This window comes from Ruegeria sp. CK2 (assembly GCF_056536585.1).
Window position 1 is genome coordinate 210,112 of sequence record NZ_JBQFPW010000005.1, and the last position, 20,106, is coordinate 230,217.

Consider the following 20,106-nt stretch of genomic DNA (forward strand, 5'->3'; position numbering starts at 1 on the left):
TAGGGGATTTCATGTGATACTCAGTTCAGGCAGTCGCGGTGCGGCCGCGATCAATTTTTGGGTATAGCCTTGCTGCGGATCCGCAAAGACAGATTCTGTCTCACCCTGCTCCACGATTTTACCCGCACGCATCACCATCACCCTGTCTGTGATTGTCCGAACGACGCTCAGATCGTGGCTGATGAACAAGTAGGTCAGGTCATAGGCCGCACAAAGCTCGGCCAGAAGATCCAGAATCTGCGCCCGGACCGAAACGTCGAGCGCCGAGACAGCCTCGTCAAACACGATCAGCGCGGGCCGGATGATCAAGGCTCGGGCAATCGCAATGCGCTGTCGCTGACCGCCAGAGAACTCGTGTACATATTTGTTTGCGTCATCGGGGCCGAGGCCAACGGCCGTCAGGATCTCCGCAATACGATCCTGCCGCTCGGATCCGGCAGGAGGATGATCCAGTAAATGAAACGGCTCCGTGATCAATCGGGCGACGCGGTGACGGGGATTGAAACTGCCATAAGGGTCCTGAAACACCACCTGCATCTTCCGACGCACCGCCAAATTGGGTTTGTGGCCTGCAAAAACAGGTTGGCCATCTAGCAGAATTCGCCCCTGTTGCACCTCTTCAAGACCCAAAATCGCCCTTGTTAGGGTCGATTTTCCGCAACCGGATTCGCCTACAAGTCCCAATCGCTCCCCTTTGTTCAGCGTGAAACTCACGTGATCCACAGCACGCTGCTGCGCCGGAGCCGCGAACAGATGATGCCGTGGCAGACGGTATTCTCGAACCACATCTGTAACCTCAAGCAGCGGCGTCGATGACACTGGTTCAGGCAGCGTCACCTTATGACCAGACGCGTCGAACAGCATTCGGGTATACGGGTGCTGCATGTGTTCTAACAAATGCCCGGTTGCACCGGTTTCCACCACCTTACCGTGGCGCATCACCACAATCTGGTCGGCCAGGTCGGCGACAACGGCCAGATCGTGGGTGATCATCAGCAGGCCCATACCGTATTCCGTGACCAACCCCTTAAGCAGGTCGAGAATTTGCGCTTGCGTCGTGACATCCAGCGCTGTTGTCGGTTCATCTGCAATCAGCAGTCGGGGGCGCAAGGCGATGGCCATGGCGATCACAACCCTTTGCCGCTGGCCGCCGGATAGCTCGTGCGGATAGCGCGACAGGGGAAATTTATCGGGCGGCAAACCAACCCGGTTCAAAACCTCCTTTGCCCGTTCGCGCGCGCCAACAGGGGGCATGGCTTTGTGGATCAGGATGGTTTCCATCACCTGATCACCGATTGTTTTCACCGGGTTCAGGGCCGTCATCGGTTCCTGAAACACCATACCGATGGAGGATCCGCGCAGTTGACACATCTCTGGTTCGGGACGGTTCAATACCTCTTGCCCGTCCAGCAAAATGGACCCTTCGGCTCTGGCGCCATTTGGCAACAATTGCATCACAGCCAAAGCAGTCATCGACTTGCCCGAGCCACTTTCGCCGGTCACCGCCACGATTTCCCCTGGCGCAATGGACAGGTTGATATGGCTCAGGATGTTCGTCCCGTGGATCCCCAGCGTGAGATCTTTGATCTGCAACAACGTCATACGCGCGCCACCCGAATCCGAGGGTCCAGCCAGTCGCGCAACCCATCCCCCAGCAGGTTCAGGCCCAACACCGTTACGATGATGGCGAACCCCGGAATTAGAGCCAAATGCGGGGCAAAACTGACCATTGTCTGCGCATCGGCCAGCATCCGCCCCCAACTGGGCGTCGGAGGTTGTGCCCCCAAACCAACATAGGACAAGCCCGCCTCGGCAAGAATACCAAGGCTGAACTGGATCGTGCCCTGAACGATCAGCAGGTTGGCAACATTTGGTAGGATATGCTCGGTTGAAATACGCGCGGCGCCCTTGCCAGCGACGCGGGCGGCAAGGATGAACTCACGCTCCCATAAGGACAACGCGGCGCCGCGGGTAATGCGCGCGAAAACGGGGATGTTGAAGATACCGATCGCTATTATGGCATTGACCGCGCCTGCGCCAAACACCGCTGTGATCAGGATGGCGATCACCAAAGACGGGAAGGCAAAGACCAAATCGTTGCCGCGCATGATCACTTCGTCCAGCCAAGATCCCTTTCGCGCCGCCGCCGCCAAGCCAAGGGGCACGCCCAGCGCCATACCGATGCCGACGGCGACCAGCGCGACAGCAATCGACGTCCGCGCCCCAACCATGATCATCGAGAATATGTCGCGCCCGAAATGATCCGTGCCGAACCAATGCTGCGTATTGGGCGATTGCAGTTTGTCGGGAATGTTCAGCGCAGCATAGTTGTATGGCGTCCAGACAAAAGACACCAAAGCCGCCAAAAGAACCAGCGAAGACAAACATGCGCCAAGGATCAGGTTGCGGCTCATGTCCTGCTCCTTAGCCTTGGGTCAACGGCGGCATAGGCGAGATCGACAAGAAAGTTCACGGTGATCACCGCGAAAACCAGCAGCATGACGACGGATTCGACCACGATCAGGTCACGGGCAGAAATCGCTTGGAACACCAATCGCCCCAAACCCGGCAAGTAGAAGACCTGCTCGATAATGATGGATCCGGCCAGAAGGAAGGAAAACTGCAGCCCGATGATGGTCAGAACCGGGATCAGCGCATTCCTCACCCCATGACGCCAGAGCGCCTGTCGGGGGTTAAGCCCCTTGGCGCGCGCCGTCCGCATGAAATCTTCGCCCAGAATGTCTAGCAAGGCCGACCGCATGACACGCGCCAGAATTGCCGCTTGTGGCAAGGCCAGCGCAATGGCCGGCAACGTAAGAGAATGCAGCCCTGCCAAAATCCCTGCGTCCCAACCCGAAAACCCGCCGGCATTGAACCATCGCAGATTGATGGCAAAGATCAGCACCAGCATCATTGCGAACCAGAAGTTGGGCACGGCAACACCCAATTGGGTGGCGCCCATCACCGCCAAATCACCGGGCTTGCCCCGACGTGCTGCCGCGTAAATGCCCGCCGGAAAGGCAATCAGGGTGGACAGGGTCAGCGCATAAAGGGCCAACGGCAGCGACACCCAAAGACGGTCGGCAATCATCTGCGACACTGGGGTGCGATAGGTGTAGGACGTGCCGAAATCGCCAACCAGCATCCCGCTGACCCAGTTGAAGTATCGCTGCACCTTGGACACATCCAAGCCAAGTTCGGCGCGCAAAGCGGCCAGCGTGTCAGCCTGCGCATTCACCCCAAGCATGAAAGACGCCGGATCCCCCGGCGCGATCTCGATCACCGCGAAAATGACAACCGAGGCAACGGCAAGACTCAGGATAAGCGAGAGCAGACGTTTGAGGGCATAGCGTAGCATTGGCAACAGGTTAAGTGCGCTTGCCGCCCGGGTCCAGCGGCTACTGGTACGCCTGACGTTCTGCCTGGATCAGGCCTATGGCGCAGGCCGACAACTCTGCTGCGGGTGCGGATTCGGCAAGCCATTCAACATTGGTCTCGGTTCGGGCCAGAACCGCCCGGCGCAACACCATCAGTCGCGCGCGCGGGCTGTTCAGAAACCTGTCCTGAGGAATAACCGTCTCAAGCGGGCTGTCGGTTCGGATGACCTCAAAATACCCGCCGGACAACGCCATGAACGCAAAGGCGCAAGCTGGTGCCTCGGTTCCGCAGCTTGTCGAGCAGAGTTGCGCAATCGGCACGGTTGACTGGGCGGTCATCAACCAGCTTTCTACAGCAGGCCGCCATGGATTGTCTGGTGAAAGGTCCCCGTATCCCAGCCCAAGCGCCAAGGTTCCAGCCATACCCAGCGCAGGTGCAGAACTTGCCTCAACGCCGTCCGATTGAATGTGACGCAGGGCGGCAAGGCCGTCTCCCCGCGGTTCAGGATCAAGGGTGAGGTAGGACAGATACGGTTTGAGGTCATCCATAAGTCCGTCGTCTTCCAGCAGGCTAAGGCGCATATCTTCATTGCCGTACAGCGCTATTATCCTGGTTGGATAATCCGTCGCCTGATGTTCGCCCAGTGCATTCAGGCGCGAGATCAGAGCCGGATCTGGGTCGGGGCGTTTGGCGCGCAGCAAGGCTTGCGCCAATTCGTTGCCGGCCGCCGCCTCGACCACCAACCAGGACCGTCCGAACGCCGAAAGATCCTTCTGTCGGAACAGCGCACGAGACTGCGCAGGCTCAAGCCCAAGCCGGAATGGTGACGGACCGAGATCCATCGTTTCGATCCGTGCCAACAGCAAGCGGGCCTCGGCATCGCCCTTGGCCGCCAATTCAGCCAGCATCGGCAAAGCCCTTGCGTCATCACCGTCCAGCCAAAGCGCCACGGCCTTCTCAAGCGGTGTTTGCGCCGAAACGGCTGAGCCGATCGCAGCCTGAGCCACAATAAAAAGGGCAGCAACAACTATTCTAATCATGCGCTGACCCTCTTCAGTGCTAGATGCTTTTATTTATTCCAGCTTATTGCCGTCAAATCTATTGCAGCGGTAGGGGCATTTTCCCAAAGTCCTTGGACACCGGCCTTGGCGACGCCCAGTTTAGCCAGTTGGAAGAGATAGCCGTTTACATAGTCATTTGCGATCAATCGCTGCGCCTCTCCCAGAATCTTTGCCCGTTCTTCAGGGGCCGTGGTCGAATTCAGCGTCGCCATCAAGGTTTGGAAGTCCGTACTCTCATACTGGAAATAGTATTCGGGCCGGGCGTAGATTCCGATATCCATCGGCTCGGTATGGCTGACGATGGTCAGTCCAAAGTCTTTGCCGTTGAATACCGATTCCAGCCATTGCGCCCATTCGACATTGATGATCTCGGCGGTGATCCCAATCTCGGCCAGCTGTGCGGCGATGATCTCTCCGCCACGACGGGCGTAAGACGGCGGCGGCAGATGCAGAGTGGTTTCGAACCCATCGGCAAAACCTGCCTCAGCCAGCAGCGCTTTGGCCTTTTCCAGGTCGTAGGCTGAATTGCCCGTCAGATCGACGTAAGCCGGGTTATGCGGTGCGAAATGGGATCCAATCGGTGTGCCATACCCAAACATCGCCCCATCAATGATTGCCTGCCGGTCGATGGCATGGGCCAGCGCCTGACGTACACGAATGTCGTCAAATGGCGGCTGCTTGTTGTTGGTGGACAGAATCGTCTCACCCTCGGTCGAACCGACAAGAACTTTAAAACGCGGGTCAGCCTCGAACTGAGGCAGGTTTTCCGGCGCCGGGAAGTTGTCGAACGCATCCACATCCTCGGCCATCATGGCCGCAAAGGCAGCGGTTGGATCCGAGATGAACTTGAATGTCGCAGTCTCTAACGCGGGCTCATTGCCCCAATAGTTGGGGTTCCGGTTCAACGTGATGCTGTCGCCCTGAACCCATTCACCAAACGCGAAAGCCCCAGTCCCGACCGGGTTGGTCTTGATGCCATCAATGCTCTCCGGCGCAACGATGACCGCGTCTCCCCAGGCCATGTTGAACAGGAAACTCCCATTCGGCTCTGACAAGGTGACCTTGACAGTCAAAGGATCGACGACTTCGACAGTTTCAATTCCGGCAAACAGCGCTTTCTGCGCGTTCGCGCTGTCTTCGGCCGTGGCACGGTCAAGGCTGAATTTGACATCTTCGGCGTCCATCGTGGTGCCATCGTGAAAGGTCACACCATCCCTCAGCGTGAATGTGTAGACGGTCCCGTCATCGGAAATCTCCCACATTTCGGCCAGGCCGGGCACGACTGATCCATCGCCCATGAATCGGGTCAGCCCTTCGAATACATTTGTGTAAACGACCGAATCGATGGCCTGCGCTGCGGCGCTTGTCGGGTCTAAATGCGGCGGCTCCAATTGCATGGCAATCGTGATATCCGATTTTGCCAAAGCCTGGCCCGCGAGAACGCTGACACTCATTGCCAACACTGAGCTTACGGTTCGAAACATCTGCTTTGTCATAAAATTCTCCACCCACTAATACGCGTTGACCCGTCGTACTGCGGGTCACCGTACCCACAATGTCCCTTTAAACCTAAGGTCATTCAAGGAAATGTTCGCGCAACCGGGGTTTCTATAACCTCATTCGATCTGTTATGCCGCACTGCAACATGAACCCCGCAGGAGCGAGCATGAGCGCCACCGCCCGCAAAAAAGCCCCGAACGCCGAGGATATTCGAGCCCGAAAAGGCGGCGAACCTCTGGTTAGTCTGACTGCCTATACGACGCCCATGGCGCAGCTGATGGACGACCATTGCGACTTTGTTCTGGTGGGTGACAGCGTCGGCATGGTGCTGCACGGTCTGCCCTCGACCCTTGGTGTGACCATGGAGATGATGATCTTGCATGGGCAGGCCGTCGCCCGCGGGCTGCAGAAGGCCATGATGGTCATCGACATGCCTTTTGCCAGTTACGAAGAAAACCCGGCCCAAGCCTTTCAAAACGCGGCACGGCTGATGGCAGAAACCGGAGCAGGCGCAGTGAAGCTGGAGGGCGGCGTCGAGATGGCCGAAACCATCCGCTTTCTGGTCAAGCGCGGCATCCCGGTGATGGCCCATATCGGTTTGACGCCGCAATCGATCAACACGTTGGGCGGCTACAAGGTGCAGGGCCGCGATGAGCAGGCCGAGGCGGTGTTGGCCGATGCTCAGGCTGTTGCGGATGCAGGGGCGTTTTCCGTCGTGTTAGAGAAGGTTCCGCAAGCACTCGCCGATCGGATCACCGCTGAAATTGCAATCCCGACGATTGGGATCGGCGCGTCTGCCGGATGTGACGGGCAAATTCTGGTGGTCGACGACATGCTGGGCTTCTTCACAGCGTTCAAACCGAAATTCGTCAAACGTTACGCCGAGCTTGGCCCATTGGCGGAACAGGCCATTGCAGACTACGCGGCCGAAGTTCGGGCACGCAGTTTCCCGGCCCAGGAACACGTCTTTGGAGATCAGGCCCCGTCCAAGGGCTCGAGAGCATGACCGCACCAATCCTGCGCCGTCAGGCAGATCTGCGCGTATTAACGTCCGAATGGCACCAAAACGGTGATGTTTTTGGTGTTGTCCCAACAATGGGCGCGCTGCATCAGGGGCATTTGTCATTGGTCGAGGCCGCAAAGGCCGACTGCGAACGGGTGATCGTCACCATCTTTGTGAACCCAAGACAATTCAACAACCCCGAAGATCTGGCCAAGTATCCGCGCACTGAAATTGAAGATGCCGAAAAACTGGCGCCTTACGGTGTGGATGCGATCTATGTTCCCGACCCGGATCAGATCTATCCCGAAGGGTTTTCGACAACGGTGACAGTCTCGGGGCTGACCGATGTTATGGAGGGGCCATTCCGGCCCGGGCATTTTGAAGGGGTGGCCACAGTTGTGGCCAAGCTGTTCCTGCAAACCCAGGCAGATCGAGCCTATTTCGGGGAAAAAGACTATCAACAGCTGCTGGTTGTTCGCCACATGGCGCGTGATCTGGATATTCCAATCAAAGTCATTGGGTGCCCGACAATCCGAGAACCGTCGGGTCTGGCCATGTCATCGCGCAATCTGATGCTGTCGCCCGAGGGGCTTTGCATTGCCGCGAAGAAAAGCGGAATCATGCAGGCGCTGGCTGCCGAGTTGGCAAACGGGCAAGCCTTTGCACCGCTGGCGCAAAAGGCAAAGGCCAAACTGATCGACGCCGGTTTCACCGAGGTCGAATATATCGACCTGCGCTGTGCTGACAGTTTGGAAGAATTGCCTCGCGCCTCGCGCCCAGCCCGGCTGTTCGTCACCGCCTGGGCGGATGGGGTTCGGCTGATCGACAATATCCCGGTCACGCCGGCCTGATTTCTGCTCTGGCAGGACCGCAACTGTTTGCGCTAAAGTCCCGCAAAACGAAGCGGGGGAGAAGCGCAGGCATGACCTATATTCTGGCAATCGATCAGGGCACCACGTCCTCACGCGCGATTTTGTTCGACGCGCAGATGCAGGGTGTCGGCACCGCGCAACGCGAATTCCCGCAGCATTTCCCTCAGGAAGGCTGGGTCGAACATGATGTGGAAGACATTTGGAACAGTGTTCTGACGGTCTGCCGCGAGGTTATGGAAACTGTCGGGGTCACTGCCGCTCAGATCGCAGGGATCGGCATCACCAACCAACGTGAGACCACCGTCGTTTGGGATCGCGCGACCGGTAAGGCCATCCACAACGCAATCGTCTGGCAGGACCGGCGGACCGCCGATATCTGCGCGCGCTACCGTCAAGCGGGGTGCGAGGATGATGTCACCGCGCAAACAGGCTTGCTGTTGGACCCGTATTTCTCGGGCACCAAAGTCAAATGGCTGCTGGACACAGTGCCCGGCGCCCGCGCGCGCGTCGATGCTGGCGAGCTGATGTTCGGCACCATCGACAGTTTTCTGATCTGGCGGCTTACCGAAGGGCGCAGCCATGTCACAGACGCTACCAACGCGGCCCGAACCCTGCTGTTCGATATTCACAAAGGCGTATGGAGCCCGGAAATATGCGATCTACTGGATGTACCCTTGGATATGCTGCCCGAGGTACGCGACTGTGCGACCGACTTCGGCAGCACATCTCTTTTGGGCGGTAACATTCCCATTCTGGGCGTCGCAGGCGACCAGCAAGCAGCCACCATCGGTCAGGCCTGTTTCCAACCGGGTATGATGAAATCGACCTATGGCACCGGGTGCTTTGCGCTACTGAACACGGGGGCAACTCCGGTTGCCTCCAAAAATCGCCTGCTCACGACCATCGGGTATCAGCTGGATGGACAGCGGACTTACGCGCTGGAGGGGTCTATCTTTATCGCAGGTGCAGCGGTGCAATGGTTGCGTGATGCATTGGAAATCATCGAATCAGCGCCGCAAAGTGGTGATCTTGCCGCCAAGGCCGATCCAAACCAGCATGTGGTTCTGGTTCCGGCCTTCACAGGCCTTGGGGCGCCATACTGGAAGCCGGATTGCCGCGGCGCCATGTTCGGGCTCAGCCGAAACTCGGGCCGGGCCGAAATCGCCCGCGCAACGCTGGAAAGCATCGCTTTCCAGACCCGCGATCTGTGGCATGCCATGCAAGGCGACTGGGGCGCCGATGCGAATGTCATCCTGCGCGTCGACGGCGGGATGAGCGCATCTGACTGGGCCATGCAGGGCTTGGCGAACTATCTTGGCGCGCCCGTTGACCGGCCGGTAATGCAGGAAACCACTGCGCTGGGCGCCGCATGGCTGGCCGGAATGAAAGCCGGGATCTATCCTGATCAGGATGGCTTTGCCGAGACGTGGCGCCTGGATCAGCGCTTCGACCCTGCCTTGCCCGAAACCGAGCGCGACGCTGCTTATGCGCGCTGGCAGCGCGCGGTTCAGGCAACAATGGCGTTTTGATCGGGTTGGTTCGGAAAAAACTGAACCGTTTTAGCTGTGATCTTTCAGAAGCCGTTGCTTCTGGCGTGACCAATCCCGCTTGGCTTGAGTTTCACGCTTGTCATGGGTCTTCTTGCCCTTGGCAATGCCGATCTTAATCTTGGCCAGACCTTTGTGATTGAAATACAGAACCAGCGGTACCAGCGTCATGCCCTTGCGCTGGGTCGCGTTCCACAGGTTCGACAATTCCTTGCGCGAGACCAACAGTTTGCGGCGGCGACGCTCTTCGTGTTTGAATGATTTTGCCTGATCGTATGGCGCGATGTAGCTGTTGACGAGCCACAACTCTCCGTCATCAACCGATGCATAGCTTTCGGCGATGTTCGAGCCACCTGCGCGCAGCGACTTGACCTCGGACCCTTCCAGCATGATGCCGCACTCGATATCCTCTTCGATTGCGTAATCGAAGCGGGCACGCCGGTTTTCGGCAATCACTTTGTAATTCGGGTCTGTCTTTTGCTTGGCCATGACGCGTTGATTTAGGCGGCTTGCCCCGACCATGCAAGGCAGGGTTTCGCCTTGGGTGTCAGGATTTAGCCGAAATGATCAGGTCCGGACCAAAAATCGTGTCTGCGTGGTTGTGCAGATAGATCTTGAGCCACGGGGTGAAACGATCAGGGTGCCGCTGCACTTCGGCCAGCAGATCGTGATAGTCGATCCAGCGAATATCCATGACTTCTTCCGGATTAGGCTCGATCTTCAGCGGTCCACGTACATGGGCCAGGAACACGTCGACCACTTCGTTTTCGACCATATTGTTGCCGACATCGGCGTGGTATTCCAACCGATGGCGATATTCCGGATAAAGACCAGTAATCCCAAGTTCCTCGCGCAAGCGGCGCACAGCGCAGACCGAGGACTTTTCGTTCCAGTCCGGATGAGTGCAACAGGTATTCGCCCAAAGACCCGGCGTATGGTATTTTCCCATCGCACGGCGTTGCAGCAAAATCTCGGTTCCCCGCACGACGAAGACGGAGACCGCCTTGTGCTTGAGCCCCTTTTCATGCGCCTCAAGCTTGTCCACGGGGGCCAATTCACCATCAACCCAAGCCGGGATCATGATTCCCATCTGTCGTCTCCTGCTGCCGATCCGCCTTCCCGACGGGGTTCTAATATTAGCTGCGGCCCGATCGGCTTGGCGTTGTGACGCGACCACCATTGCGGCCCACATCACTTGTTCCCAAAGTGACGAGGATCCAACTGGTTATCAATCGCACGAAAGGCCGCAGGGGCTGCGGCCTTTCGTTCATTGTATCACGCGGCGGCAATCAGGCGTTACTCACCAGACACGCTTACGATATAGGCGTACACGTCTTCACCGCCTTTTTTCAGTTTGAAGGTCATTTTGGACTTGGCCGAAGTCTCCCCAAGATAGTCTTTCAGAAAGGCTTTGGGATCCTGTGAGTATGCAACAAATGTTGCTTCGTCCCAGACCAGACCGTTTTCGCCTGCGGCAACAATGCTGTCGCCGTATTTGAAACCTTCGTAGGTTCCGGCGGTGCGACCTGCGATTCCATACAGGTTCGGGCCGGTCTTTCCGCCTTTGACAATCGTTTCGCCGGCTGGGTCAGCAATCATGTGACAGGATTTGCATTTGTTGAACGTTTTTTTTCCGGCTTCTGCGTCGCCTTCGGCGTAGGCAGGTACGGCCAAAAGGCCGACAATTGCGGTAGCGAGGATGCGATTCATTGCTTTTTGCTCCGATACATTTGGCTGCACCGAATGGACCGCTGGTGCAGGTGAGAGTCAACGCGCAGATTGCCGCGCGAGGACACTGTGTCACTGACGTTTAGGCATCGTCCTTAACTTATGTCATGTAACCTAGACCAACACGGCAAAAGATCGCCCTTTGCGGGCGAGGCAAGATAGACAGCCCTTGCAATGGCCCGCGATAGACACAGCGATGCCGCATGTCCAATCGCGCCCAATTCTGGCTCGGTTTCCAACGGTCGGGCACCCGTACTGATGCCAAACACCAGATCACCATCGCCCGGAGTATGCGCAGGAAGGATGGCACGGGCGATACCGTCATGTGCCGCCACCGCCAGCCGGTGGCATTGCGGTTTCGACAAACCAGCGTCGGTTGCGACGATTGCAATGGTCGTGTTGGCTTTATCCGGAGCAGCAGGTCGCATTGCCAAGGCCTTGCGACTGACCAAAGGCTGCCCCAACCCGGTTGAGGGATCGGGCCCCAACCCGCCAAACTCGCCACCAATCTCAAATGGCGCAGCCCAAAAATGGCGGTCGCTGGGTGTTGTCACACTGCCCAACGGATTGGCGGCAACCAGTGCACCGACAGTGACACCGGTGTCCAGCATCAGCGAAGCTGATCCAAGCCCGCCCTTCTGCATCGCCGCCAAGGCCCCGGTTCCCGCACCCGCAGTGCCCAAAGCAAAGGTGTCCGTGGCGTTTTCAAACGCGGCACGTCCCAAGGCACGATAGGGGTTTTCATCCCAATCCTTGTCTCCTCCGTTCAGCAAGTCGAACAGTATTGCGCCTGGTACGATTGGCACCCGGATGTTACCGACCGAGTAGCCTCGGCCCCGCGATCGCAGCGCGTCTGATACCCCGGAACAGGCGTCCAGCCCGAAAGCGGATCCACCTGACAGGGCGATTGCATCGATTTTTGTAACAGATTTATCTGGCGCCAGCAGATCGGTTTCCCGCGTGCCAGGGGCGCCCCCCATCACGTGAACGGACGCAGCGAAGGACCGATCAGCGGTCAGAACAGTGACACCGGATTTCAGCGCGTCATCCTTTGCATTCCCAACCTTCAGGCCAGGCACATCGGTGATCAGATTTCGGGGTCCGGGTGTCATAGGAGTGTCGTCCGTTTGTCCAAATCAGATGCACCGTCCACCATCCACTTCCAGCGCGGTGCCCGTGATCATACTGGCCTCGTCCGAGCATAAAAAGCAGGCGGAATTGGCCATATCCTCGGGTGTTGAAAAACGGCCCAGTGGAATGGTGGACAGGAATTTGGCCCGTATCTCAGGTGTGTCTTCCCCCATGAAGGACTTCAGCAAAGGCGTTTCGCCTGCCACCGGGCAAATCGCGTTTACGCGTACACCAGATGGGGCCAGTTCCACGGCCATCGTTTTGGTCGCGGTGATCATCCAGCCTTTGGAGGCGTTGTACCAGTTCAGGTTCGGGCGCGGGGACAGACCGGCGGTAGACGCCACATTCAGAATGGCCCCGGCGCTGCGAGACTTCATATGCGGCACCAATGCCCGCGCCGTCAGGTAAACCGATTTCATATTCACGGCGAAGACGCGGTCAAAATCCTCTTCGCTGACATCCTCCAGCGGGGTGGGAAGATGCGTGACCCCCGCATTGTTCACCAGAATATCTAGGTGTCCGAAACGGCCAAGAGCTTCATCAGCCATGGTTTGAACCGAGGTCGCATCGGCCACATCGACCGCTTGGGCAACTGCATTCACGCCAAGCTGATCCGCCATATCTCTGGCCGCATCCTCATTAATGTCGGCAATCATGACACGGGCCCCTTCGGCCAGGAATTTTTGAACGATGCCTGCACCAAAACCGGATGCGCCGCCTGTTACGATCGCGGTTTTTCCCTCCAACCTCATGGCTTTGCCTCCCTGACGCCTTTGAGAAGCAGAGTAGCAACGCCCGAAGAAGTTACCAGATCAATCTTCGGCCACCTTGCCGCGCAAGGCTTTGACGTCTGATCGCGCTTTTTTTGTTGCCAACCGACGTTTGACGGAACCGTAGGTGGGTTTGGTCGCAATACGCCGCTTGGGTTTGACCAATGCTCGGGCGATCAGTTCGGTCAGGCGCGTGCGTGCGATTTCGCGGTTGCGCGCCTGCGACCGCGTCTCTTCACACTGGATGATGATCGCACCTTCTTTGGTCCAACGCCGCCCGGCAAGCCGCTTCAATCGCGCCTTGATGGGATCAGGCAAAGAAGGAGAACGCGCAGCCTCAAAGCGCAGCTCAACCGCCGTTGAGACTTTGTTGACGTTTTGCCCCCCGGGCCCCGAAGAGCGGACAAAGCTCTCCGTCAGTTCCCAGTCTTGCAAAGCGATATCATCATTGATGCGCAACATACTGCGAACCTTATAGGCGCTGGCCAGAAACAAAAAGGGCCGCCCCTGCGGGACGGCCCTTCGAAAGTTCAGGAGGTTGGGTCGGTTAGATCAATCGACCAGCCGGAGCGAGCGCTCCGCCAAGGGCTGCCCTAACAGGCAATCCCCCCGGTTGTTCCGACACCTCTCTCCAATCTCTTTCTCGACACTGGATCACCTCCTTTTCTATCTGTTGCGGTTGAAAAGGAGCGTGCCACAAGTTGTGCCATTCTCAAAGCGTTTTTTTAGGCTGGTTGCGCGGTCAACCGCGCAACGATTACCTTAAACGGGATCAACGCAATCATCGCCAGTGACAGTTTCACCAGCCAATCAGCGAACGCCAAAGTCACCCAAAGCGGGGCCATCGGACCGGACAGCATGAAGGGCACAGGCTCCCACGCCCAGCTGATCGCGGCGTCTGCATTGGCACCAAAGATCGCAACCGACGCCGAGAAGGCGATGGTGAAAAAGATCGCCGTATCCAGCGCCGATCCTACGAGGGTCGACACCAGCGGCGCCCGCCACCAACGGCCACCACGCAGCGAATTAAACACGGTGACATCGGTCAACTGAGCGATCAGAAAGGCGGTACCGGACGCGACGGCGATCCGCAGCGGCACGGCGGCATAGGTGAACCCATCACCTTGCAACATGATCTGGCTGCCAATCAGCGAGCAGATGATACCGGTGACAAACCCGGCGAACACGACCTTGCGGGCCGGACCCACGCCATAGACGCGGTTCATGATGTCGGTGACCAGAAAGGCCAGCGGATAGGTGAAAGCACCCCAGGTCAACAGCCCGTCAAGGATCAGGAACTGGACCAGAAAGTTCGAGGCCACAACAATGGTGGCCATGGCAATAATGCCGGGAATGTAAGCGCGTTGCATATTTTGATGCCCGTTTTGACAAGGTAGCGGCGACTTGGCCAAGGGCTCATCCCAAGGCAAGCCGCGCTTCTAGCGGGTCGGAATGCGTTTGGCAAGTCAATCAGGCAAGGCGTATTCGACAATCTCTGTCCGCTGCAGGCCAATGAAATTGTCATCCGACACCATGGTTGCGCGCAGGACCCCATGATTGTCACGCCAGACGGACAGGCCTTCCAGATTGTCATGTGTGCCTGTGCCGGTCTCAAACAATGTTTCTTCGGCGACGGGCGTATCACTTTCGATCTGCCACCGACGCAAGCGCGTGCGGAATCCGGTCAGAGTGACCTTACGCTCCAGAACATAGAACCGACCATCCGGGTCAAAATCGGCGGCAACAGGCAAAAACCCATCCCGCGGCGGCAGGACGAACGGTGTGGACCAGGATTGTCCGTCCCAGCGATACACTGGGATGTTTCCCTGAACCGTCCTGTTTTTCTCGGTCAGCGTATAAAGGCGCCCCTGTCCATCAATCGCCAGGCCTTCGAACGAGCCATTGCGATCAAGCTCATCAAACACCTGTGGGCGTGGTAAGACCCGCGCATTGGTCCCCGGTGCTGAGTAATAAGCCACCCGATGTACACCTTCGAAAGACACAAAAAAGCTGCCATCCGGCGCGACCGCTATGCCTTCGGAATCACCTGCATAGCCCAGCATGATGCGGCCAGTGCTGGACAGAACCGGCCATCGACCCAGGATCTGAACATCTTTGATCTCGACCCCGTCTCGCTGGAACCTGACCGACAACACCGTGGCACGGTCGCTCAGAACGATCGCACTGCCACCGTCATCCGAGATATGGATGGCCGAAAACCCGCCAAACCATTCGGCATTGTGCCGCCATGCAAAGCTGCCCAGATGAGAGGCCATCTTAACGTCAACGGCCCAAACCGATCCGGCCAGAAGCAGCGCCGCGACTAGTTGGATTGTAAAACTGCGGCGCATTGCTGGGGCAGATCTGCCAAACGGTATTCCCTGCGCTTCTTGGGCGCTGGCGCGTTTGGATCCGGCGGCGGCGGGTTCAGTATGTTTTGCACCCATTGTTGCGCCTCAGCGCACCCATCCCCTTTGGGTGGCGCGTCCTGGTTCACGCATCCGCGGGACCCGCGCGGGCATTTGAGCCGCACGTGGAAGTGATAGTGGTGCCCCCACCATGGCCTGATCTTGCGCAGATAGGCGCGGTTGCCTTTCTCATCATTGCACATCTGAACTTTGGCGCCGGGGAATACGAATATTCGTGCCACGCGCTTATCCTTGGCAGCCTCTTTCAAAACCGCATGGTGTTGCTTGGTCCAGTTGCCGTTCACATAGGCGCCATTGGCCCGGCGCAAAGAAATGGACGAGAGGTTTTCGCGCGCTTTGCGTGACAGGCGCATGTTGTCGCCCGGCAGCATCCAGATATCGATGTCCAAACCCAACTGGTGACTGCGGTGTCCGGATGTCATCGGTCCGCCGCGCGGCTGGCTGATATCCCCAACATAGAGACCGTTCCATCCCGGTTGTTTGGCGGCAAACTTGCTGAGGTCCTGTACATAGTCAACCGCCTCGGGGTGTCCCCAATTGCGATTGCGCGACAAACGCATGGCTTGCCATGTCGGCCCCGTCTCGGGCAATTGCACCGACCCGGCAGCACATCCGCGCGAGTAACTGCCGAACGCGGCCGGTTTTTGTTGTGAGTTTTGCTTTTGGGCCCCGAACAACTGTTTGGCCAAGGGCTGTGCTCCAGCCGTGCCTGCCAAAGTTATCGTGGCCAATATCGCCAAAAAACGTAGTAAAATCATCTGCTCTGATCCCCTTCCGGTCTGACCCAGCGCATCAGGACTAGACCCAGAATAAACAACAGAACGATGGGTGACACCCCCAAACGTGCACTCCCCGTTACAGTTGTTGCAATCCCGATCAGCATGGGCGCTGCAAACGCCGTGGCGCGGCCTGAAAGCCCGTAAAGACCAAAGCTTTCAACCGGGGCTTTGGGATCGGTGTGGCGCACCATCATCGAGCGGCTGGCCGATTGCAAAATCCCACCCATGCCACCGATCAGGACACCGCAGCCAAAAAAGACCAGATCAGGAAGGCCCGATCCTTCGGGCAATGTGATGCCATAGATCTGTGTCCGGTCCATCAGTACGATAGTAGCGCAGACGAAAATCAGTACCCAGATGGCCGCGATAATGACCGGCTTGGGACCGTACTTCCTGTCCAGCTTACCGCCGATCCAGGCAAAAGCCGCCGCAGCCAGCACACTGACAATGCCAAACACACCGATCTTGATCAGATCCCATTCCAGCACCAGCCGCGCATATACGCCGCCAAACGTATAAAGCCCGTTCAAGGCATCGCGATACAGCATGGACGAGCCAAGGTAAGAGGCAAGGCTGACCCGGTGGCGCAAGGCGGAAATGGAATGGCCCAGCAATCGCAATGCCTCGCCGATACTGCCTTTTTTGTCCGGTTCGGGATCGTCGCGAACCCACAGGAAGTAAGGAACCATGAAAAGGATGAACCAGCCGGCCGTGAAGGGCCCGACAAATCGGGTGCCCTCGCGTTCAGCCGCGTTCAGACCAAACATCGGGTCCATCCCGATCAATGTCTTGCCATTGGCCTGCTCGACAAACAAAGCCAGCATGATGGCAAGCGAGATCAGCCCACCGAAATAGCCAAAAGCAAACCCTGACCCAGAAATCTCACCCACTTCGCTGTCATCGCCAAGATCCGGAAGCTGCGAATTGATGAAGATCAGCGCATATTCAGCACCGACAAAGCCCAGACCAAACGCCGACAACATCAACCACATGTTCGAGCCATCCGGCAACGTGTACCACAATGCAGCTGAGCCCACCGCGTACATCACCGAAAAGGCGAAAATCCATGGCATGCGACGGCCCGATACATCCGCCATCGCACCCATCAACGGCGCGCCAAATGCGATGATCAATCCAATGATGGTCATGCAGTTGGCCCATACCGTCTGCGCCCTCGCGTCCGCGGCATCAGAATCCAGACCTGAGTTTACGAAAAACTCGGCAGCAATCCCCGCAAAATAGGGGCCAAACACAAATGTGACGAGCAAGGTGTGATACGGCTGACTGGCCCAATCAAAAAACCACCAGCCCCAGATGCGCTTGCGCTTGGAAATCTCTGCCATACCTGCCTCTGTTTTATTGTTGTTTTAATAAGACGAGTGTTTGCTGCATTTCGCAAGCGTTCTGTTGCGGCAGTCTTGCTCTTTGCCGAACAAACAACTACCTCTCGCCAAACAAGATCGGAGTTCGCAAACATGATGGCAATATACGGTCCATTGGACCTAATTCTGAGCATTGCTTATTGGTTTGTCATTGTTCATGTCATCATGAGCTGGCTGATCAACTTCCAAGTTTTGAATCTAAACCAGCAATTTGTTGCGCAACTCTGGTATGGTTTGAACAAGCTGTTGGAACCGATCTATCGCCCGATCCGAAACGTCATGCCAGACTTGGGCGGCATTGATCTGACACCCTTGGTCGTGTTCATCATAATTATCTCGCTCCGAAGCTACATCCTTCCGACATTGTTTGGGCTGATATAGGCGTACCTATTCCCCCTTGTTCACTGAATCTTAGTATGTGATTGTCCTGTCTAAAGAGCAGACGAACCTTAAAACAGGGCAACCCCGCACATGTTCGACGCCGCACCGTTGCTGCGAGATGTCTTTGGATTCGACGATTTCCGCCCCGGGCAGGAAGAGATCGTCGATGCCGTGACGGCGGGCGAAAACGTGCTGGCCATTATGCCTACAGGTGGCGGTAAATCCCTGTGTTTCCAATTGCCTGCCTTGCTACGCGATGGGGTCACGGTGGTGATTTCCCCGCTGATCGCCCTGATGCGCGATCAGGTGCGCGGGCTGCAAGAGGCCGGGGTTGAGTCCGGCGCACTTACATCCGGAAACACCCCCGAAGAAACCGATGCCGTGTGGGAGGCGCTGGAAGCCGGACGGCTCAAGCTGCTATACATGGCGCCAGAACGACTGGCCGCAGGGTCCGCGATGGGAATGCTACGCCGGATCAATGTCAGCCTGATCGCCGTGGACGAGGCCCATTGCATCAGCCAATGGGGTCACGATTTCCGACCCGATTATCTGCGGATCGGAGAGCTGCGACGCGCGCTGGATGTCCCACTGGCGGCCTTCACTGCCACCGCGGATGCAGAGACACAGGACGAGATTGTCGAGAAGCTGTTCGACGGCACTGCCCCGCGCAAGTTCCTGCGTGGGTTCGATCGACCCAATATCCATCTGGCATTTGCCGCCAAGGATGGGCCGCGAAAGCAGATCCTCGATTTCGCCGAAGCCCGTAAAACTCAATCTGGTATTGTCTATTGCGGCACTCGTAACAAGACCGAGGTTCTGGCCCAAGCGCTTCGCGCCGAAGGTCACACCGCGTGCCACTATCATGGCGGGATGGAGGCCGAGGATCGCCGCATCGTCGAAACCCGGTTTGCCCGCGAGGACGGTTTGATCGTTGTCGCGACTGTCGCTTTCGGCATGGGGATCGATAAACCCGACATACGCTGGGTCGCCCATGCGGACCTGCCGAAATCCATCGAAGCCTATTACCAAGAGATCGGCCGCGCGGGCCGCGACGGTGGCCCCGCCGAAACACTGACTTTGTTCGGTCCCGACGACATTCGCCTGCGCCGAACACAGATTGACGAAGGACTTGCCCCACCGGAACGTCGCATGGCTGATCACGCGCGATTGAATGCTCTGCTGGGTTTGGCCGAGGCCTTGGAGTGCCGTCGAAAAGCGTTGTTGGGCTACTTTGGCGAACAGGCTGAACCCTGTGGCAAATGCGATCTCTGCGATACCCCGCCCGAGGTTTTTGACGGGACCACGCCGGTCCGTATGGCTCTGTCTGCGATTTTGCGCACAGACGAGTGGTTTGGCGTAGGCCACCTGATCGACATCCTTCTTGCGAATAAAACGGACAAAATCCGGGATCGTCGTCACGATGCCCTGTCCACGTATGGCATTGGCAAGGACTGGTCGCGCCCGCAATGGCAGGCGATCTTTCGGCAGATGATGGGGCATGATCTGGTCCGGCCTGACCCCGAACGCCACGGCGCACTGCGCATGACCGAAGCGGCAAAGCCGATCCTGAAAGGTGAAGCCCAGATCAACCTCCGGAAGGACACGCTGCGCAAAGCCACGCGGCGTCCAGCCGTCAAAATGATGGTTTCGGAAGAAGACGCCCCGATGCTGTCCGCCCTCAAAGCCAAACGCCGCGCCCTGGCCGAGGCCGCGCGGGTGCCGGCCTATGTGATCTTCCCGGACCGCACCCTGATCGAAATGGCCGAGAAACGCCCGACGACTCTGGATGACATGGCCCGGATCGGCGGCGTGGGCGCAAAAAAGCTGGAGCGCTACGGGGATACGTTTCTGGAAGTTGTCGCTGGAGCAACTGAGGCCGTGCACCCTGCGCGCCGCAAACTGGCTGGGCGCGAACAAGGCGACATCTATGATCAATTGCTGGCCGTACAGAACCAACTGTCCCGCGGTCTGGACGGGATTGACAAGCCGCTGACCTGCTCGGCTGCGCAACTGGCCAAGGTGGCGCAATTGCGCAGCTGTGATGCGCGTGCACTGGAACAACTTCTGGGCGACCGTCGTCACGAAAGGTTTGGCGCGGCCTTTCTGGACGTGTTGCAGACAGCAGGCTAGATACGGGTCTGACAG

Annotated in this window: 20 protein-coding genes; 5 read left to right on the forward strand and 15 right to left on the reverse strand. The window is 57.8% G+C overall.

Going from position 1 to position 20,106, the window contains the following annotated elements; genetic code table 11:
- Nucleotides 1-9: 9 nt before the first annotated feature.
- Genes ACR0BU_RS10395 through ACR0BU_RS10415 form a run of 5 tightly spaced genes read right to left on the reverse strand, consistent with a single transcriptional unit; the run spans nt 10 to nt 5,935 of the window.
- On the reverse strand, nt 10-1,602 hold the full coding sequence (locus tag ACR0BU_RS10395) for an ABC transporter ATP-binding protein (RefSeq protein WP_480737197.1): 1,593 nt from the start codon (nt 1,600-1,602) through the stop codon (nt 10-12).
- Entirely contained in the window at nt 1,599-2,414 is an 816-nt protein-coding gene (locus ACR0BU_RS10400; protein WP_298934238.1) for an ABC transporter permease, read from the reverse strand. The genes ACR0BU_RS10395 and ACR0BU_RS10400 overlap by 4 nt, the downstream gene beginning before the upstream one ends.
- Entirely contained in the window at nt 2,411-3,358 is a 948-nt protein-coding gene (locus ACR0BU_RS10405; RefSeq protein ID WP_480737199.1) for an ABC transporter permease, read from the reverse strand. Before ACR0BU_RS10405 ends, ACR0BU_RS10400 begins: the two co-directional genes overlap by 4 nt.
- A gap of 40 nt (nt 3,359-3,398) precedes the next feature.
- Entirely contained in the window at nt 3,399-4,418 is a 1,020-nt protein-coding gene (locus ACR0BU_RS10410) for a hypothetical protein (protein ID WP_480737200.1), read from the reverse strand.
- A 29-nt stretch (nt 4,419-4,447) separates the two neighbouring features.
- The gene (locus tag ACR0BU_RS10415) at nt 4,448-5,935 is read right to left on the reverse strand and encodes an ABC transporter substrate-binding protein (protein WP_480737202.1); all 1,488 of its coding nucleotides are present in this window, start codon (nt 5,933-5,935) and stop codon (nt 4,448-4,450) included.
- 170 nt (nt 5,936-6,105) lie between these two features.
- Between ACR0BU_RS10415 and panB the strand changes: the two genes are divergently transcribed.
- The 3 genes from panB to glpK all read left to right on the forward strand — a co-directional run bounded on the left by panB (nt 6,106) and on the right by glpK (nt 9,343).
- Nucleotides 6,106-6,945, forward strand: coding sequence for a 3-methyl-2-oxobutanoate hydroxymethyltransferase (panB, locus tag ACR0BU_RS10420; protein ID WP_480737203.1), 840 nt, complete (start codon nt 6,106-6,108; stop codon nt 6,943-6,945).
- Complete coding sequence (gene panC, locus ACR0BU_RS10425) at nt 6,942-7,793, forward strand: pantoate--beta-alanine ligase (RefSeq protein ID WP_480737204.1); 852 nt, start codon at nt 6,942-6,944, stop codon at nt 7,791-7,793. The genes panB and panC overlap by 4 nt, the downstream gene beginning before the upstream one ends.
- A 71-nt stretch (nt 7,794-7,864) precedes the next feature.
- Nucleotides 7,865-9,343 carry a glycerol kinase GlpK gene (glpK, locus tag ACR0BU_RS10430; protein ID WP_480737206.1) on the forward strand — a complete coding sequence of 493 codons (1,479 nt, stop codon included), beginning with the start codon at nt 7,865-7,867 and terminating at the stop codon, nt 9,341-9,343.
- A 30-nt stretch (nt 9,344-9,373) separates the two neighbouring features.
- On the opposite strand, the gene smpB is transcribed toward glpK, so the two are convergent.
- The 10 genes from smpB to ACR0BU_RS10480 all read right to left on the reverse strand — a co-directional run bounded on the left by smpB (nt 9,374) and on the right by ACR0BU_RS10480 (nt 17,541).
- Nucleotides 9,374-9,850 (reverse strand): SsrA-binding protein SmpB, encoded by a 477-nt coding sequence (gene smpB / locus ACR0BU_RS10435; RefSeq protein ID WP_298934224.1) that lies wholly within the window; start codon nt 9,848-9,850, stop codon nt 9,374-9,376.
- Nucleotides 9,851-9,908: 58 nt separating this feature from the next.
- Nucleotides 9,909-10,451 carry an isopentenyl-diphosphate Delta-isomerase gene (gene idi / locus ACR0BU_RS10440; protein ID WP_298934222.1) on the reverse strand — a complete coding sequence of 181 codons (543 nt, stop codon included), beginning with the start codon at nt 10,449-10,451 and terminating at the stop codon, nt 9,909-9,911.
- A gap of 206 nt (nt 10,452-10,657) precedes the next feature.
- Complete coding sequence (locus ACR0BU_RS10445) at nt 10,658-11,071, reverse strand: c-type cytochrome (protein ID WP_298934220.1); 414 nt, start codon at nt 11,069-11,071, stop codon at nt 10,658-10,660.
- A 113-nt stretch (nt 11,072-11,184) separates the two neighbouring features.
- Nucleotides 11,185-12,201 carry a P1 family peptidase gene (locus ACR0BU_RS10450; RefSeq protein ID WP_480737208.1) on the reverse strand — a complete coding sequence of 339 codons (1,017 nt, stop codon included), beginning with the start codon at nt 12,199-12,201 and terminating at the stop codon, nt 11,185-11,187.
- Nucleotides 12,202-12,225: 24 nt separating this feature from the next.
- Nucleotides 12,226-12,972: an SDR family oxidoreductase gene (locus tag ACR0BU_RS10455; RefSeq protein ID WP_480737210.1), complete on the reverse strand. Its 747-nt coding sequence runs from the start codon at nt 12,970-12,972 to the stop codon at nt 12,226-12,228.
- Between the two features lie 60 nt (nt 12,973-13,032).
- Nucleotides 13,033-13,452, reverse strand: a complete 420-nt coding sequence (gene arfB, locus ACR0BU_RS10460; RefSeq protein ID WP_299079313.1) for an alternative ribosome rescue aminoacyl-tRNA hydrolase ArfB — start codon at nt 13,450-13,452, stop codon at nt 13,033-13,035.
- Nucleotides 13,453-13,715: 263 nt separating this feature from the next.
- Nucleotides 13,716-14,360, reverse strand: a complete 645-nt coding sequence (locus ACR0BU_RS10465; protein ID WP_480737211.1) for a queuosine precursor transporter — start codon at nt 14,358-14,360, stop codon at nt 13,716-13,718.
- A gap of 96 nt (nt 14,361-14,456) precedes the next feature.
- The gene (locus ACR0BU_RS10470; protein ID WP_480737213.1) at nt 14,457-15,341 is read right to left on the reverse strand and encodes an esterase-like activity of phytase family protein; all 885 of its coding nucleotides are present in this window, start codon (nt 15,339-15,341) and stop codon (nt 14,457-14,459) included.
- Entirely contained in the window at nt 15,314-16,177 is an 864-nt protein-coding gene (mepA, locus tag ACR0BU_RS10475; RefSeq protein WP_298934207.1) for a penicillin-insensitive murein endopeptidase, read from the reverse strand. The genes ACR0BU_RS10470 and mepA overlap by 28 nt, the downstream gene beginning before the upstream one ends.
- Entirely contained in the window at nt 16,174-17,541 is a 1,368-nt protein-coding gene (locus ACR0BU_RS10480; RefSeq protein ID WP_480737214.1) for an MFS transporter, read from the reverse strand. The genes mepA and ACR0BU_RS10480 overlap by 4 nt, the downstream gene beginning before the upstream one ends.
- Before the next feature lie 132 nt (nt 17,542-17,673).
- Between ACR0BU_RS10480 and ACR0BU_RS10485 the strand changes: the two genes are divergently transcribed.
- Together ACR0BU_RS10485 and recQ are read left to right on the forward strand one after the other, a co-directional pair.
- A complete protein-coding gene (locus tag ACR0BU_RS10485; protein ID WP_298934203.1) occupies nt 17,674-17,961 on the forward strand; it encodes a YggT family protein in 288 nt (95 codons plus the stop codon).
- Between the two features lie 90 nt (nt 17,962-18,051).
- Entirely contained in the window at nt 18,052-20,091 is a 2,040-nt protein-coding gene (gene recQ / locus ACR0BU_RS10490) for a DNA helicase RecQ (protein WP_298934201.1), read from the forward strand.
- The last annotated feature ends 15 nt before the right edge of the window (nt 20,092-20,106 follow it).

What these genes read in the sequence shown, in the direction of transcription:
- ACR0BU_RS10395 (WP_480737197.1), bottom strand. Translation starts at nt 1,602, where the DNA reads ATGACGTTGTTGCAGATCAAAGATCTCACGCTGGGGATCCACGGGACG.
- ACR0BU_RS10400 (WP_298934238.1), bottom strand. Translation starts at nt 2,414, where the DNA reads ATGAGCCGCAACCTGATCCTTGGCGCATGTTTGTCTTCGCTGGTTCTT.
- ACR0BU_RS10405 (WP_480737199.1), bottom strand. Translation starts at nt 3,358, where the DNA reads ATGCTACGCTATGCCCTCAAACGTCTGCTCTCGCTTATCCTGAGTCTT.
- ACR0BU_RS10410 (WP_480737200.1), bottom strand. Translation starts at nt 4,418, where the DNA reads ATGATTAGAATAGTTGTTGCTGCCCTTTTTATTGTGGCTCAGGCTGCG.
- ACR0BU_RS10415 (WP_480737202.1), bottom strand. Translation starts at nt 5,935, where the DNA reads ATGACAAAGCAGATGTTTCGAACCGTAAGCTCAGTGTTGGCAATGAGT.
- panB (WP_480737203.1), top strand. Translation starts at nt 6,106, where the DNA reads ATGAGCGCCACCGCCCGCAAAAAAGCCCCGAACGCCGAGGATATTCGA.
- panC (WP_480737204.1), top strand. Translation starts at nt 6,942, where the DNA reads ATGACCGCACCAATCCTGCGCCGTCAGGCAGATCTGCGCGTATTAACG.
- glpK (WP_480737206.1), top strand. Translation starts at nt 7,865, where the DNA reads ATGACCTATATTCTGGCAATCGATCAGGGCACCACGTCCTCACGCGCG.
- smpB (WP_298934224.1), bottom strand. Translation starts at nt 9,850, where the DNA reads ATGGCCAAGCAAAAGACAGACCCGAATTACAAAGTGATTGCCGAAAAC.
- idi (WP_298934222.1), bottom strand. Translation starts at nt 10,451, where the DNA reads ATGGGAATCATGATCCCGGCTTGGGTTGATGGTGAATTGGCCCCCGTG.
- ACR0BU_RS10445 (WP_298934220.1), bottom strand. Translation starts at nt 11,071, where the DNA reads ATGAATCGCATCCTCGCTACCGCAATTGTCGGCCTTTTGGCCGTACCT.
- ACR0BU_RS10450 (WP_480737208.1), bottom strand. Translation starts at nt 12,201, where the DNA reads ATGACACCCGGACCCCGAAATCTGATCACCGATGTGCCTGGCCTGAAG.
- ACR0BU_RS10455 (WP_480737210.1), bottom strand. Translation starts at nt 12,972, where the DNA reads ATGAGGTTGGAGGGAAAAACCGCGATCGTAACAGGCGGCGCATCCGGT.
- arfB (WP_299079313.1), bottom strand. Translation starts at nt 13,452, where the DNA reads ATGTTGCGCATCAATGATGATATCGCTTTGCAAGACTGGGAACTGACG.
- ACR0BU_RS10465 (WP_480737211.1), bottom strand. Translation starts at nt 14,360, where the DNA reads ATGCAACGCGCTTACATTCCCGGCATTATTGCCATGGCCACCATTGTT.
- ACR0BU_RS10470 (WP_480737213.1), bottom strand. Translation starts at nt 15,341, where the DNA reads ATGCGCCGCAGTTTTACAATCCAACTAGTCGCGGCGCTGCTTCTGGCC.
- mepA (WP_298934207.1), bottom strand. Translation starts at nt 16,177, where the DNA reads ATGATTTTACTACGTTTTTTGGCGATATTGGCCACGATAACTTTGGCA.
- ACR0BU_RS10480 (WP_480737214.1), bottom strand. Translation starts at nt 17,541, where the DNA reads ATGGCAGAGATTTCCAAGCGCAAGCGCATCTGGGGCTGGTGGTTTTTT.
- ACR0BU_RS10485 (WP_298934203.1), top strand. Translation starts at nt 17,674, where the DNA reads ATGATGGCAATATACGGTCCATTGGACCTAATTCTGAGCATTGCTTAT.
- recQ (WP_298934201.1), top strand. Translation starts at nt 18,052, where the DNA reads ATGTTCGACGCCGCACCGTTGCTGCGAGATGTCTTTGGATTCGACGAT.